The following is a 12,417-nucleotide window of genomic DNA, read 5'->3' as shown; positions in this document are numbered from 1 at the left end:
CATGCCGTGGCTCGTGATGGGCGCGCTGCTGGGGCTGGCCCTGCTGAGTGCGGGCTTGACCTGGGCGGCACGGGGTTATGCCCTGCGCCAGCAACTGCTGGACCAGCCCGGCGAGCGTCGCAGCCATAGCGTGGCAACGCCGCGCGGTGGTGGCATCGCCATCGTCATCAGCCTGCTGGTCACCGCCGGTGCAGCGATGTGGGTCTGGCCTGAATCGACACCGAGCCTGCTGGTGGCCAGCGTGGGCCTGGTGCTGGTGGCGGGCATCGGCTGGTGGGACGACCACCGGCCGTTGCCGGCCATGCGCCGCCTGCTGGTGCACTTCATTGCCGCCGCGCTGCTGGCCGCCCTGGTCAAGGTGCATGGTGGAAGCTGGTTGCTGGCCGGGCTGGTGCTGGTATTCACCGCCTCGTTGATCAACATCTGGAACTTCATGGATGGCATCAACGGTATTGCCGCCAGCCAGGCCATTGTTGTTGCGCTGGGCCTGGCGCCGGTGCTGCCCTGGCCGTATTCGCTGGCCGCGGTGGCGCTGGGCCTGGCCTGCCTGGGCTTCCTGCCGTTCAATTTCCCGCGGGCCCGGATCTTCATGGGTGATGTCGGAAGTGGCGCGCTGGGCTATGCAGTCGCCGTCGTCCTGGCCATCGCTGCGGTGCGTACCGATATCAACTGGATCCTGCTGCTGGTGCCGGCTTCGGCGTTCCTCGTGGACGCGGGCTTCACACTGGCGGCGCGCATCATCTCCGGACAACGCTGGATGGAACCCCATACCCAGCACGTCTACCAGCGGGCGGTGCAGGCAGGAGCCAGCCACGCCCAGGTGACAGGGATGTACTTTGCTTTGGGCCTGTTCAGTATTACAGTGCTTAATGTCTGCTCCAATTTGCAGCCGAGGTGGGAGGCTGTCCTGGCGGTCGCGTGGTTTCTCGCGCTGAGCGTCCTCTGGATCCTCCTGCGCAATGGATTGCGTCACCGACAAGGAAATACCTGACTTATGGCTTCACCCTGGCGGGACAGAATCCTCGGCCTGATGCCGCGTTCGGCCATCGTCTGCCACGACCTGTTCATGGTCTGGGCATGCTGGCAGCTGCTCCACGCCGGGCGGTACTCGATCCTCCCCAACGCGCCTTCGCTTCCGCTCTGGAATGTCGACACCACCTTGGTGCTGCTGCTGCAGGGCCTGGTGTTCTGGCGCGTGGGCCTGTATCGCGGGCTGTGGCGTTTCGCCAGCGTCAGCGACCTGCTGAACATCTTCAAGGCCAGCTTCATCGGCCTGGTCGGCATCGTGCTGGTGCTGATGTGGAAGCGTTTCGACGGCGTGCCGATGTCGGTGCTGGTGATCTATCCGTTCGCGCTGTCGGCGCTGCTGGGCGCCCCGCGCCTGCTGTACCGGGCCTGGAAGGATTACCAGGCACTGCAGTCGGATTCGAGCGCGCGCCGCGTGCTGATCCTCGGTGCGGGGCAAGCCGCCGAGACGCTGGTCCGCGATCTGCGCCGCTCCGGCAACTTCGAACCGGTCGGCCTGCTGGACGACGCACCGCACCTGCGCGGCGCCAAGCTGCAGGGCCTGCCGATCCTGGGCAGCCTCGATGATGCCCCGGCGGTGGTCCGCGAGACTGCGGCCAAGTTGCTGGTGATCGCCATGCCCTCGCTGGATGCCGCAGGCATGCAGCGGGTGGTCGCCATCTGCGAAAGCACCGGCGTGCCGTTCCGCACCGTGCCCAAGCTGAGCGACATCCTGCAGGGGCAGTCGCTGCCCGGCCAACTGAAGGAAGTGGCGATCGAGGATCTGCTCGGCCGCAAGCCGATCACCCCGGACTGGAACCTGATCCGTGGCTGGTTGGGCGGTCGCACCGTGATGGTGACCGGTGCCGGTGGCTCGATCGGCTCGGAGCTGTGCCGCCAGTGCGCGCGCCACGGTGCCGGCCGCATCATCCTGCTGGAGATCAGCGAACTGCTGCTGCTGACCATCGAGGGTGAGCTGCGTCGCAGCTTCCCCGATATCGAAATCGAAGCGGTGCTGGGCGACTGTGGCGATCCTGCGGTGATCCGCCATGCGCTGTCGCTGCATCCGGTCGACACCGCGTTCCATGCCGCAGCGTACAAGCATGTACCGGTGCTGGAACGGCAGCTGCGCGAAGCCGTGCGCAACAACATCCTGGCGACCGAGAACGTGGCCCGTGCCTGCCTGGAAGCGCGCGTCGAGCATTTCGTGTTCATCTCCACCGACAAGGCGGTCGATCCGGTCAACGCGCTGGGTGCCAGCAAGCGCTATGCCGAGATGATCTGCCAGAGCCTGGACCAGAAGTCCACGCACACCCGTTTCGTTACCGTGCGCTTCGGCAACGTGCTGGCCTCGGCCGGCAGCGTGGTGCCGCTGTTCCGCGAGCAGATCCTGCGCGGTGGTCCGGTCACGGTCACCGATCCGGAAGTCACCCGCTACTTCATGACCATCCCCGAGGCCTGCCAGTTGATCCTGCAGGCCGCGGCCTCGGCCTCGCACGGTGCGATCTACACGCTCGACATGGGCGAGCCGGTGCCGATCCGGCTGCTGGCCGAGCAGATGATCCGTCTGGCGGGCAAGCAGCCGTACAAGGATGTGCAGATCATCTATACCGGCCTGCGTCCGGGCGAGAAGCTGCACGAGACGCTGTTCTATTCGGATGAGGACTACCGCGCAACCGCGCATCCGAAGGTCCTCGAGGCCGGCGTGCGCATGTTCTCGCGCGATCTGGTGCTGGGCAACGTCCCGCGCCTGCGTGAGGCGGTGTGCAGCTACGACACCGAAACCATAAAGGAAGTCCTGTTCGCGACGATGCCCGAGTTCTCGCCAATCGAACAGGATGCTTACATTTCATCCGCTAAAGTCGTGCCCTTTCCCGCACGCGAGGCCAACAGGCACCAATGAGCAAGCGAATTCGCAAGGCAGTTTTCCCCGTAGCGGGTTTGGGGACGCGTTTTTTGCCAGCAACCAAGACCGTGCCGAAGGAGATGCTGCCGATCATTGACCGGCCGCTGATCCAGTACGCCGTGGATGAAGCAATCGAGGCCGGCTGTGACACGCTGGTGTTCATCACCAACCGCTACAAGCACGCGGTCGCCGACTACTTCGACAAGGCCTACGAGCTGGAGCAGAAGCTCGAGCGCGCCGGCAAGCAGGAGCAGCTGGAGCTGATCCGTCACGTGCTGCCCAATGGCGTGCGCGCGATCTTCGTGACCCAGGCCGAGGCGCTGGGCCTGGGCCATGCGGTGCTGTGTGCCAAGGCCGTGATCGGTGACGAGCCGTTCGCGGTGCTGCTGCCGGACGACCTGATCTGGAACCGCGGCGACAGTGCGCTGAAGCAGATGGCCGATCTCAACGAAGCCAGCGGCGCCAGCGTCATTGCCGTTGAAGATGTGCCGCACGACAAGACTGCCAGTTACGGCATCGTCGCGACCGAGGCCTTCGATGGCCGCAAGGGCCGTATTTCGCAGATCGTGGAGAAGCCGAAGCCGGAGGACGCGCCGAGCGACCTGGCCGTGGTCGGCCGCTACGTGCTGAGCCCGAAGATCTTCGAGCTGCTGGAGCAGACCGGCAGCGGTGCCGGCGGCGAGATCCAGCTGACCGATGCGATCGCGCAGCTGCTGAAGACCGAAGAGGTGGATGCCTACCGTTTCGAGGGCACTCGTTTCGACTGCGGTACGCACCTGGGGCTGGTGGAAGCGACGATCCGCTTCGCGCTGGACAACCCGAAGCTGGCAGGGCCGGCGCGGGAGAAGCTGACGGCGATGTTGGCGGAATAAGGTTTATCAAGCGCTCCGTTCGCGGCGCCTTGATTGATACGTGGTGGGCGGTACGGGTGGGCCTTTGCAGGACACGCCGTAAACCCATCCATGGGGGCTCGATGGCGCCATCCATGGCGCCAACGGTCCTGCAAAGGCCCACCCGTCCCGCCTGCCAGGTTTCCTGCGGGCGCGGACGGGAAGGGCGGAATCAAGGGCAAGAGCAAAAGCAAAAAAGGCAGCCTATGGCTGCCTTTTTTTGCTTTTGCCCTGCCTTTGCTCATCCCTCCGCCGCGCGGAATGATGGATGGCACGGGTGGGTGAGGCTGACCGGGACTGTCAGCGGCATGGGCCAGGCGCATGCGCCTGGCGGGTTGGGCAGGACGCCCAACCCCGGCCTTGCTGCGTGCGCAGGATTGCGCACGCTAGCAAGCCGCTGCCAAGCCCCCATGGGTGAGGGCGCTTTGCTTGCGAAGCACTGCTTCGCAAGCGCCCGAACGCACAGCCGCCAGCGGCTGGGCCGGTCTGGGGGTTTACGGCGTGTCCCGGGCAGCCTCACCCACCCGGGCCCCACAGCCAACCGACACTCCAGCCGGCAACGCTCTGAACCTTACAGCGCCTCGAAAATACCCGCTGCGCCCATGCCGGTGCCGATGCACATCGTCACCATGCCGTACTTCTGCTGGCGACGACGCAGACCGTGCAGCAGGGTGGCGGTACGGATCGCGCCGGTCGCACCCAGCGGGTGGCCCAGGGCAATCGCGCCGCCCAGCGGGTTGACCTTGCTCGGGTCCAGGCCGCAATCGCGGATCACTGCCAGCGACTGCGCGGCGAAGGCTTCGTTGAGCTCGATCCAATCCAGCTGGTCCTGGGTCAGGCCGGCCTGCTTCAGTGCCTTCGGGATCGCGGCGATCGGACCGATGCCCATCACTTCCGGGCGTACGCCGGCCACCGAGAAGCTGACGAAACGGGCCAGCGGGGTCAGGCCGTAGTCCTTGATCGCCTGTTCCGAGGCCAGCAGCACGGCACCGGCGCCGTCGCTCATCTGCGACGAGTTGCCGGCGGTGACGGTGCCGCCGAACTGGCCGTTGCGGAACACCGGGCGCAGCTTGGCCAGGCCTTCAGCCGAGGAATCCGGGCGCGGGCCTTCGTCGGTGTCGGCGATCTTGTTGCGGGTGATGATGCGCTGGCCGTCGGCCAGGTCCGGCAGGTGCGAGACGATCTCGTACGGGCTGATCTCGTCCTTGAACTCGCCGTTCTGGATCGCGGCCATGGCCTTCTGGTGCGAGGCGAGGGCGAAGGCGTCCTGGTCTTCGCGCGAGACCTTCCACTCTTCGGCGACCTTCTCGGCAGTGATGCCCATGCCGTAGGCGATGGCCACGTGGTCGTTGTCGAACACGCTCGGCGCCATGGCGATCTTGTTGCCCATCATCGGCACCATCGACATCGACTCGGTGCCACCAGCCAGCATCAGGTCGGCGTTGCCCAGGCGGATCGCGTCGGCGGCCTGCGCCACGGCCTGCAGGCCGGAGGAGCAGAAGCGGTTCACGGTCTGTGCGGCGATGGTGTTGGGCAGGCCGGCCAGCAGCACGCCGATGCGCGCCACGTTCATGCCCTGCTCGGCTTCCGGCATGGCGCAGCCGATGATCGCGTCATCGATGCGGTTGACGTCCACGCCCGGGGCCTGGGCGACGACGCTGCGCAGCACGTGCGCAAGCATGTCGTCGGGGCGGGTGTTGCGGAACATGCCCTTGGGCGCCTTGCCGACCGGGGTACGGGTGGCGGCGACGATGTAGGCGTCCTGGATTTGCTTGGTCATTGCAGTGATCTCTCGAATTTTTTAGCCGGAGTGCCGACCAACGGTCGGCACCCACCAGAGGCAGAGGAGTGCCAACCAGGGGTCGGCACCCGCCATCAATCAGTTACGCAGCGGCTTGCCGGTCTTCAGCATGTGCGCGATGCGGGCCTGGGTCTTTTCCTGCTGGGCCAGTTCGACGAAGTGCTTGCGCTCCAGGGTCAGCAGCCACTCTTCGTCCACCAGGGTGCCGCGGTCGACCTTGCCACCGCACAGCACGGTGGCGATGCGTTCGGCGATCTCGTAGTCGTACGGGCTGATGAAACGGCCTTCCAGCATGTTGACCAGCATCATCTTGAAGGTGGCGATGCCCACGTCACCGGCCACCTGGATGCGGCGTGCCGGCAGCGGCGGACGGTAGCCCGCTTCGGCCAGTGCACGGGCTTCGGCCTTGGCGATGTGCAGGGCCTCGTAGCTGTTGAACACCACCTTGTCGGTACTGCGCAGCAGGCCCAGTTCCTTGGCGTTGACCGCCGAGTTGGACACCTTGGCCATCGCCACGGTCTCGAAGGTCTTCTTCAGTTCGGCGAACACGTCACCGCCCGGGCCTGCGGCCTGCGAGGCACGCACGGCCAGTTCCTTCAGGCCGCCACCGGCCGGCAGCAGGCCGACACCGGCCTCGACCAGGCCGATGTAGCTTTCCAGGAAGGCCACGGTCTTGGCGCTGTGCATCTGGAACTCGCAGCCGCCGCCCAGGGCCAGGCCACGCACCGCTGCCACCACCGGCACCAGCGAGTACTTGATGCGCTGGCTGGTGCGCTGGAAGTTGGCGACCATTTCCTCGAACTGGTCGACCTTGCCGGCCTGCAGCAGGCCCAATGCACCGGCCAGGTCGGCACCGGCGGAGAAGGGCTCCTTCTGCTGCCAGATCACCAGGCCCTGGAAGTCCTTCTCGGCGCGGCTCACGCATTCCTGCAGGCCGTCCAGCACCTGGTCGGACACGGTGTTCATCTTGGTCTTGAAGCTGACCACGGCGATGCCATCACCGTCGTGCCACATGCGCAGGCCGTCGTTCTCGAACACGGTCTCGCCCGGCGCGAACGTCTCGCCCAGCAGCGGATCCGGGAAACGCTGGCGCTGGTACACCGGCAGCGACGAGCGCGGCAGCTTGGCGTTGCGCGACGGGCTGTAGCTGCCCTCGGCGGCATGCACGCCGTCGCGGCCATCGAAGACCCAATCCGGCAGCGGGGCGTTGCTCATGCTCTTGCCGGCGACGATGTCATCGGCGATCCACTGCGCCACCTGCTTCCAGCCGGCGGCCTGCCAGGTTTCGAACGGGCCCAGCGACCAGCCGTAGCCCCAGCGGATGGCCAGGTCGACATCGCGGGCGGTCTCGGCGATGTCGGCCAGGTGGTAGGCGCTGTAGTGGAACAGGTCGCGGAAGGTCGCCCACAGGAACTGCGCCTGCGGGTGCTGGCTCTCGCGCAGCTTGGCGAACTTCTCGGCCGGGTTCCTGATCTTCAGGATCTCGACCACTTCCGGTGCGGCGGTGCGGTCGGCCGGACGGTAGTCCTGCTTCTCCAGGTCCAGCACGACGATGTCCTTGCCGACCTTGCGGAAGATGCCGGCGCCGGTCTTCTGGCCCAGCGCGCCCTTGGAAATCAGCGCGTCCAGCCACTTCGGCGACTTGAAGAATTCATGCCACGGGTCATTCGGCAGGGTGTCGCCCATGGTCTTGATGACGTGGGCCATGGTGTCCAGGCCGACCACGTCGGAGGTGCGGTAGGTGGCCGACTTCGGGCGGCCGACCAGCGGGCCGGTCAGGCCGTCCACTTCATCGAAGCCCAGGCCGAACTGCTGGGTGTGGTGGATGGTGGACAGGATCGAGAACACGCCGATGCGGTTGCCGATGAAGTTCGGGGTGTCCTTGGCGTACACCACGCCCTTGCCCAGGGTGGTGACCAGGAATGCTTCCAGGCCCTCCAGCACGGCGGCATCGGTGGTGGTGGCCGGGATCAGCTCGGCCAGGTGCATGTAGCGCGGCGGGTTGAAGAAGTGCACGCCGCAGAAGCGGTGGCGCAGCTGCTCGGGCAGCACGTCGGCCAGCTTGTTGATGCCCAGGCCCGAGGTGTTGGAGGCCAGCACCGCGTGGTCGGCCACGAACGGGGCGATCTTCTTGTACAGGTCCTGCTTCCAGTCCATGCGCTCGGCGATGGCCTCGATGATCAGGTCGCAGTCCTTCAGCTGCTCCAGGCCGGACTCGTAGTTGGCCGGGGTGATGGCTTCGGCCAGCGACTTGCTGGCCAGCGGCGCCGGGCTCAGCTTGCCCAGGTTGGCGATCGCCTTCAGCACGATGCCGTCGGCCGGACCTTCCTTGGCAGGCAGGTCGAACAGCACGGTGTCGACGCCAGCGTTGGTGAGGTGGGCGGCGATCTGGGCACCCATGACGCCGGCACCCAGCACGGCGGCGCGGCGGACTAGCAGGGAATTGGACATGGTGTAGGGCCTTTGTTGGTCAGCAGTTACTGGGTGGAATCAAAGGGAAGCGGGCAGGGCGCTGGCGCGTGCGGCGGCGCGGAACCCGGCTTCGGCGAAATGGATCAGTTCGTGGGCGGCATGGGCACGATGCGCCGCTTCGGTGACACCGGCGGGACGCTTGATCAGCCCGAAGTCGGCCATCGCATAGGTCAGCGAGCCGGCCAGGAAGTCGAGGCGCCAGTACAGCTCCTCCTTGCTCAGGTCCGGCACGCACTCGCCGATGGCCTTGCCGAACGCACGCAGCACGTGGCCGTAGTGGTCGGACAGGAACTTGCGCAGGTTGTCGTTCTTCTCGGCGTAGGCGCGGGCGATCACGCGCACGAAGGCGCCGCCGTTCTGGCGGTCCTGGGCCAGCGCCAGGGCCGGCTCGACGAAGGCAGCCAGCACCGGGCGCAGTTCACCCGGGTGCTCGGCGCGGGCGCGCTCGAGCTGCGACAGGCGGGCACCGGTCATCTCGTCCATGCGGCGGCGGAACACCTCGTTGACCAGGTTTTCCTTGGAGCCGAAGTGGTAGTTGACCGCGGCGATGTTGACGTCGGCCTGGCTGGTCACCTGGCGCAGCGAGGTGCCGGCGAAGCCGTGCTGGGCGAACAGCTCCTCGGCCGCGCCGAGGATCCGGTCCTTGGTCGAGAAGTGGGCGGGCTTGGCCATCAGTGGGCGGACCTTAATCAAACGATTGTTTGATACTAGGACCAGACGGTACCGTATGGCATTTTGCAGTGCAGCAAAATCGGCCGGTCCGGTCAGATTTCACTCAGGTGGGTGAATGGGTGGGGTGGGGTCGGATCCCCGCAGGGGCTCCGACCCCTGTCGTGAGGGTTTGCCGGCCAGCGGCCGGCACTACCATGCCGCCGCTTTATCTTTTACAATTCGCCTACGTTTATCAGGCTAAGCCCGCGTCCCGACGCGGGTTTTTTTCATGTTACCCTTCGGGCCATCAGCGGCCCGATTCCATTGGAGACATCCCATGGCGCTGGAGCGCACCCTTTCGATCATCAAGCCGGACGCCGTTGCCAAGAACGTCATCGGCGAAATCTACGCCCGCTTCGAGAAGGCCGGCCTGAAGGTCGTGGCCGCCAAGTACAAGCAGCTGTCGCGTCGTGAAGCCGAAGGCTTCTACGCCGTGCACCGCGAGCGTCCGTTCTTCAACGCGCTGGTCGAGTTCATGATCTCCGGCCCGGTGATGATCCAGGCCCTGGAAGGCGAGAACGCCGTCCTGGCCCACCGCGACCTGCTGGGCGCCACCAACCCGAAGGAAGCCGCGCCGGGCACCATCCGCGCCGACTTCGCCGAATCCATCGATGCCAACGCCGCCCACGGCTCGGACTCGGTCGAGAATGCCGCGATTGAAATCGCCTACTTCTTCGCCGCCACCGAAGTCGTTTCGCGCTGAGAGTAATGCCGTGAACGAGGTCGTACAGTCCCCCGCCATCCAGCCGCTGCCGAAGTCGGCACCCACGGCTGGCAAGCAGAACCTGCTCGACCTCGATCGCGCGGGCCTGGAGAAGTTTTTCGTCGAGGTTCTCGGCGAAAAGAAGTTCCGTGCCCATCAGGTGATGAAGTGGATCCACCATCGCTACGTCACCGACTTCGATGAAATGACCGACCTCGGCAAGGTCCTGCGCGCCAAGCTGCAGGCCCATGCCGAGGTGCTGGTTCCCAACATCGTGTTCGACAAGCCCTCCGCCGACGGCACCCACAAGTGGCTGCTGGCGATGGGCGTGGATGGCAAGAACGCCATCGAGACCGTGTACATCCCGGACAAGACCCGCGGCACGCTGTGCGTGTCCTCGCAGGTCGGTTGCGGCTTGAACTGCACGTTCTGCTCCACTGCTACCCAGGGCTTCAACCGCAACCTGACCACCGCCGAGATCATCGGCCAGGTGTGGGTTGCCGCGCGCCACCTGGGCAACGTCCCGCACCAGATGCGCCGCCTCACCAACGTGGTGATGATGGGCATGGGCGAGCCGCTGATGAATTTCGACAACGTCGTGCGCGCCATGAGCGTGATGCGCGACGACCTGGGCTACGGCCTTGCCAACAAGCGCGTGACCCTGTCGACCTCCGGCCTGGTGCCGCAGATCGACCGCCTGTCTGCCGAAAGCGACGTGTCGCTGGCGGTGTCGCTGCACGCACCGAACGACGCGCTGCGCGAGACCCTGGTGCCGCTTAACAAGAAGTACCCGATCGCCGAGCTGATGGCCTCGTGCGCACGCTACCTGCGCGCCAACAAGCGCCGCGAATCGGTCACCTTCGAATACACCCTGATGAAGGGCATCAACGACAAGCCCGAGCATGCCCGCGAGCTGGCCCGCCTGATGCGCCAGTTCGATAACGCGGTGCAGGCCAAGGATTCGGGCAAGGTCAACCTGATTCCGTTCAACCCGTTCCCGGGTACCCGCTACGAGCGTTCGGAAGAGGCGCACATCCGCGCCTTCCAGAAGATCCTGCTCGACAGCAACGTGCTGACCATGGTCCGCCGTACCCGTGGCGACGACATCGACGCCGCCTGTGGCCAGCTCAAGGGCCAGGTGATGGACCGCACCCGCCGCCAGGCGGAGTTCAACAAGACGCTGCAGGCGGGGAAGGGGAGCGATGCCGCGGCCTGACCGCCTCTGGCTGGTTCTGCTCGCAGGCACGCTGGCCCTCGCGGTCGGCGGCTGCAAATCCCATCCCAAGGCCAAGCTTGGCCCGAGCGAGGCGCCGGTCTACTCCGTCCGTGATCCGGAAGGGGTGCGGCAGCAGGTGCGCTGGCAGGAATTGCTGACCCTGGCCGGCCGCGACATCCAGGTCGGCAATCTCGATGCTGCCGAGCGCAAGGCGCGCGAAGCCCAGAAGCTGGTGCCGACGGCCCCCGACGGCCTGGTCCTGCTTGCGGGCATCGACGAGCGTCGCGGCCGCAGCCAGCAGGCCGGCGAGAACTTCCGCAAGGCCGCCGAGCTGGCGCCGCAACGTGGCGACGTGCTCAACAACTATGGTGCCTGGCTGTGCCAGCAGGGCCAGGCGGCCGAATCGCTGGTGTGGTTCGATCGTGCCCAGCGGGCGCCGGGCAATCCCGCCGTCGCCGAAGCGCAGTCCAATGCCGGCAGCTGTGCGCTGGATGCAGGCCAGTTCGAGCGTGCCGAGCGCGACCTGCGCGCGGCGCTGTCGGCGCTGCCGGGAAACCCGGTCGCGCTGGAGGCCATGGCCCAGCTCAGCTTCCGCCAGGGCCGCTACATGGAGGCCCGGGCCTTCGCCGAACGTAGGATTGCGGCTGCACCCGCAACGCGTTCCGTGTTACAACTTGCGTCTCAAATCGAAGCGCGGCTGGGTGATCGGGCGGCATCTGACCGCTATCTTCAGCGCATTCGACAGGAATTTCCGCAGGAAGCGGGCTCCTAACTCCAGGGTTGATGCATTGTGATTGATGACCAGACTGTGAGCGCTCTCGAGACTGCGGCCGGCTGCGGCACCCGCCTGCGCCAGGCCCGTGAAGCGGCCGGACTGACCCTTGAGGATGTCGGCTCGCGCCTGCGCATGCCGGTCCAGGTGGTCAGGTCGCTGGAGGAAGAGCAGTGGCAGAAGCTGGGCGCGCCCGTCTTCGTGCGCGGCCAGTTGCGCAGCTACGCGCGCCTGCTCGACGTCGATGTGAGCCAGCTGCTGGAGCAGGCCCAGGTGGGTCCTGTCGTGCCGCCCACCCTGGTCAGCCATACCCATACCCCGCGTGCGCGCCGCATTGCCGAGAATCTCGGCCGGCGCGTGCTGTACGTCGGCATCACCGCCGTGCTGGCCGTGCCGGTGTGGTTCGCCACCCGCGGCCATTTCGATGGCAGCGCCACCCCGTCGCCGAACACGGCCTCGCTGGACGCGATCCCGGCCGCTGTGCCGGTGGCCCCGTCCGCTGCGGGTGTCGAGCCGGCAGCCCCGGCTGAAGTCGCGAGCGCCCCGGCCAGCAAGCCGGCCGCAACCCCGTATGTCGCTTCGCTGTCCCCGGTGCCGCGTTCGGCACCCGCTGCGCCCCCAGCCGCCAATACGCTGGAGATGCAGTTCAGCGGCGACAGCTGGGTCGATATCGGTGGTCCGGACGGCGCTACGGTCGAAAAGGCGCTGATCAAGTCCGGCGAGAGCCGCAGCTTCACGCCGGGCCAGGTGACCCGGGTGACCCTGGGCAACGCCTCGGCGGTCCAGGTTCAGCAGAACGGCGCTATCGTCGATCTGACCCCCTACCAGCGAGCCAACGTGGCACGCTTTCAGGTATCCTCTGAAGGCTCCGTAGTCCCGGTTTCGCACTGAGGCGCGGTTTCACCACCTTCGATTAAACCCAATGGTCCCTCCCGATGGGC

General features: G+C 66.3%; 10 protein-coding genes. 7 read left to right on the top strand and 3 right to left on the bottom strand.

Annotated elements, in window-relative coordinates:
* The first annotated feature begins 1 nt into the window (after window position 1).
* From AC5P99_RS18180 to galU, 3 genes are read left to right on the top strand one after another with little or no spacing between them, the layout of a single operon-like run.
* Complete coding sequence (locus tag AC5P99_RS18180; RefSeq protein ID WP_043035154.1) at window positions 2-991, top strand: MraY family glycosyltransferase; 990 nt, start codon at window positions 2-4, stop codon at window positions 989-991.
* Window positions 992-994: 3 nt separating this feature from the next.
* Complete coding sequence (locus tag AC5P99_RS18175) at window positions 995-2,908, top strand: polysaccharide biosynthesis protein (protein ID WP_005413043.1); 1,914 nt, start codon at window positions 995-997, stop codon at window positions 2,906-2,908.
* The gene (gene galU / locus AC5P99_RS18170) at window positions 2,905-3,783 is read left to right on the top strand and encodes a UTP--glucose-1-phosphate uridylyltransferase GalU (protein WP_005409291.1); all 879 of its coding nucleotides are present in this window, start codon (window positions 2,905-2,907) and stop codon (window positions 3,781-3,783) included. Before AC5P99_RS18175 ends, galU begins: the two co-directional genes overlap by 4 nt.
* Before the next feature lie 589 nt (window positions 3,784-4,372).
* Here the strand turns inward: galU and AC5P99_RS18165 are convergent.
* The 3 genes from AC5P99_RS18165 to AC5P99_RS18155 form a co-directional block, all read right to left on the bottom strand.
* Window positions 4,373-5,581 carry an acetyl-CoA C-acyltransferase gene (locus tag AC5P99_RS18165; protein ID WP_005409292.1) on the bottom strand — a complete coding sequence of 403 codons (1,209 nt, stop codon included), beginning with the start codon at window positions 5,579-5,581 and terminating at the stop codon, window positions 4,373-4,375.
* Window positions 5,582-5,680: 99 nt separating this feature from the next.
* Complete coding sequence (locus AC5P99_RS18160; protein ID WP_285311440.1) at window positions 5,681-8,053, bottom strand: 3-hydroxyacyl-CoA dehydrogenase/enoyl-CoA hydratase family protein; 2,373 nt, start codon at window positions 8,051-8,053, stop codon at window positions 5,681-5,683.
* A gap of 39 nt (window positions 8,054-8,092) precedes the next feature.
* Entirely contained in the window at window positions 8,093-8,746 is a 654-nt protein-coding gene (locus tag AC5P99_RS18155) for a TetR/AcrR family transcriptional regulator (protein ID WP_005409294.1), read from the bottom strand.
* Between the two features lie 316 nt (window positions 8,747-9,062).
* Here AC5P99_RS18155 and ndk point away from each other — a divergent pair, with 316 nt between their 5' ends.
* The 4 genes from ndk to AC5P99_RS18135 are packed head-to-tail and all read left to right on the top strand — an operon-like array spanning window position 9,063 to window position 12,367.
* Window positions 9,063-9,488 (top strand): nucleoside-diphosphate kinase, encoded by a 426-nt coding sequence (ndk, locus tag AC5P99_RS18150; protein WP_005409295.1) that lies wholly within the window; start codon window positions 9,063-9,065, stop codon window positions 9,486-9,488.
* 10 nt (window positions 9,489-9,498) lie between these two features.
* Window positions 9,499-10,704: a dual-specificity RNA methyltransferase RlmN gene (rlmN, locus tag AC5P99_RS18145; protein WP_005409296.1), complete on the top strand. Its 1,206-nt coding sequence runs from the start codon at window positions 9,499-9,501 to the stop codon at window positions 10,702-10,704.
* Entirely contained in the window at window positions 10,691-11,476 is a 786-nt protein-coding gene (locus AC5P99_RS18140; protein WP_187757303.1) for a tetratricopeptide repeat protein, read from the top strand. Before rlmN ends, AC5P99_RS18140 begins: the two co-directional genes overlap by 14 nt.
* A gap of 18 nt (window positions 11,477-11,494) precedes the next feature.
* Window positions 11,495-12,367, top strand: coding sequence for a RodZ domain-containing protein (locus AC5P99_RS18135; protein WP_262091462.1), 873 nt, complete (start codon window positions 11,495-11,497; stop codon window positions 12,365-12,367).
* The last annotated feature ends 50 nt before the right edge of the window (window positions 12,368-12,417 follow it).

The sequence above is a fragment of the Stenotrophomonas sp. YJH_SMC_80 genome (assembly GCF_059372495.1).
Note: the sequence above shows the minus strand (reverse complement) of the source record. Positions and strands in the feature narration are given on the sequence as shown.